Origin of the sequence: Streptomyces synnematoformans (genome assembly GCF_039531005.1) — a bacterium.
GTDB lineage: Bacteria > Actinomycetota > Actinomycetes > Streptomycetales > Streptomycetaceae > Streptomyces > Streptomyces synnematoformans.
Window position 1 is genome coordinate 1 of record NZ_BAAAPF010000553.1, and the last position, 2,519, is coordinate 2,519.

The following is a 2,519-nucleotide window of genomic DNA, read 5'->3' on the forward strand; positions in this document are numbered from 1 at the left end:
CAGCGACAGGCGGGTGGGCCGGCGACGGCCGGCGCCGGAGGACGGGCGCCGGCTGCCGCGGGCCCGCGACCGGCGGCGGCTGCCGCCGGACCGCGGCCGACGGACTCCGCCATCCCCCATCCCGCCGGAGGGGAGTACCCGGTTCCGCGTCCCGGCCCGGCCGGCACAGACGAACCGGTGAACCGGGCCGCTGCGGCTGCCGCTCGCGGCCCGGAAACCCCGGCCGCGACGCCCGGCGGACCACCGCACCCGGGCGCGGCCCCTCCCCGCACCGCCGACGAGGCGCTGGCCGCGCTGCTGGCGTTCGCCGAGCCGTACCGGGACGACCCCCGCGTGGCCGGCCGGATCGCCGAGGCGCACGACCTGCAGGCCGGACTCGCCGCCCGCCGCGGCGAGACGGAGCGCGCCGCCGCGCTGTACGAGCAGGCGGTCCGCGAGCACGACGCCGCCGGCGTCCCCTGGTACGCGGTGCACGCCCGGGCCGAACTGGCCGGACTCGCCGCCCGCCGCGGCGACCGCGAGACCGCCGAGCGCGCCGTGCGCGGCGCGCTGGAGCACAGCGCCGCGTACGGCCGTCCCGCCGGGCAGGCGAGCCTGCACCTGCAGCTGGCCGACGTCCTGTGCAACACGGGCCGCGAGGCCGAGGGCGCCGAGCACCTGCTCGAAGCCGCCCATTGGGCCGACGAGGCCGGCGACTCCGACGGCATGGGCGCCTGGGCCCGCCACCACCTCGGCGGCGCCCTGCTCCGCCTCGGCCGGCCGGCGGAGGCGGCGACGGTGCTGGAGGACGCGCTCGCCGACATCGACGCCGAACGGCACGGCGAAGGCCCCGTCGTGCAGACCCGCTGGTGGCTGGGCGACGCCCTGCGGCGGCTCGGGGAGCACGAGCAGGCGGCGGAGCAGTACGTGCGGGCCGCGGAGACCGCCGCCGGGTGGGACGGCGACGGGGCCCGCGACCACGCGGTGCTGGCGACGCTGGCCGCGCAGGCGCTGAGCGCGGCGGAGATCGACGTCCAGGCCGAGCGCGCCTACGAGCGCGCGGGCGCGCTGTGGCGGGAGCTGGGCGACGTCCCGGCGCTGATCCGCACGCTCCGGGCCCGCGCCTGGCTGGCCGTCCGCCCGGACCGGGCGGGCCCGGCGGCGGCCCGGGAGCTGATGGCGCAGGCGGAGCGGGAGCTGACGGCGGCCCTGGCGGCGACACCCCCCGCGGAACCAGCCGCGGCCGGGGCACACACACCGGCGGAGGCGACTCGGCCGGGTGCTGACGGCACGGACGCAGGGCCGCCGCCTCCGGACACCGCGGCTGGCTCCGCGGGGGGTGTCGCCGCCAGGGCCGCCGTCAGCTCCCGCTCCGCCTGCGCCATCAGCTCCCGGGCCGCCGCCGGGCCCGCCCGGTCCGGGCGGACGGCCAGCCAGGCGCGGGCCCGGAGCGTGCGGATCAGCGCCGGGACGTCGCCCAGCTCCCGCCACAGCGCGCCCGCGCGCTCGTAGGCGCGCTCGGCCTGGACGTCGATCTCCGCCGCGCTCAGCGCCTGCGCGGCCAGCGTCGCCAGCACCGCGTGGTCGCGGGCCCCGTCGCCGTCCCACCCGGCGGCGGTCTCCGCGGCCCGCACGTACTGCTCCGCCGCCTGCTCGTGCTCCCCGAGCCGCCGCAGGGCGTCGCCCAGCCACCAGCGGGTCTGCACGACGGGGCCTTCGCCGTGCCGTTCGGCGTCGATGTCGGCGAGCGCGTCCTCCAGCACCGTCGCCGCCTCCGCCGGCCGGCCGAGGCGGAGCAGGGCGCCGCCGAGGTGGTGGCGGGCCCAGGCGCCCATGCCGTCGGAGTCGCCGGCCTCGTCGGCCCAATGGGCGGCTTCGAGCAGGTGCTCGGCGCCCTCGGCCTCGCGGCCCGTGTTGCACAGGACGTCGGCCAGCTGCAGGTGCAGGCTCGCCTGCCCGGCGGGACGGCCGTACGCGGCGCTGTGCTCCAGCGCGCCGCGCACGGCGCGCTCGGCGGTCTCGCGGTCGCCGCGGCGGGCGGCGAGTCCGGCCAGTTCGGCCCGGGCGTGCACCGCGTACCAGGGGACGCCGGCGGCGTCGTGCTCGCGGACCGCCTGCTCGTACAGCGCGGCGGCGCGCTCCGTCTCGCCGCGGCGGGCGGCGAGTCCGGCCTGCAGGTCGTGCGCCTCGGCGATCCGGCCGGCCACGCGGGGGTCGTCCCGGTACGGCTCGGCGAACGCCAGCAGCGCGGCCAGCGCCTCGTCGGCGGTGCGGGGAGGGGCCGCGCCCGGGTGCGGTGGTCCGCCGGGCGTCGCGGCCGGGGTTTCCGGGCCGCGAGCGGCAGCCGCAGCGGCCCGGTTCACCGGTTCGTCTGTGCCGGCCGGGCCGGGACGCGGAACCGGGTACTCCCCTCCGGCGGGATGGGGGATGGCGGAGTCCGTCGGCCGCGGTCCGGCGGCAGCCGCCGCCGGTCGCGGGCCCGCGGCAGCCGGCGCCCGTCCTCCGGCGCCGGCCGTCGCCGGCCCACCCGCCTGTCGCTG

1 protein-coding gene and 1 pseudogene are annotated in these 2,519 nt (G+C 81.1%); both read left to right on the forward strand.

From position 1 onward, the window contains the following. Positions 1-177: 177 nt before the first annotated feature. A complete protein-coding gene (locus tag ABD317_RS35865; RefSeq protein ID WP_344296058.1) occupies positions 178-1,491 on the forward strand; it encodes a tetratricopeptide repeat protein in 1,314 nt (437 codons plus the stop codon). Between the two features lie 68 nt (positions 1,492-1,559). Then, positions 1,560-2,519: pseudogene (locus ABD317_RS35870) on the forward strand (hypothetical protein); the annotation flags it as partial.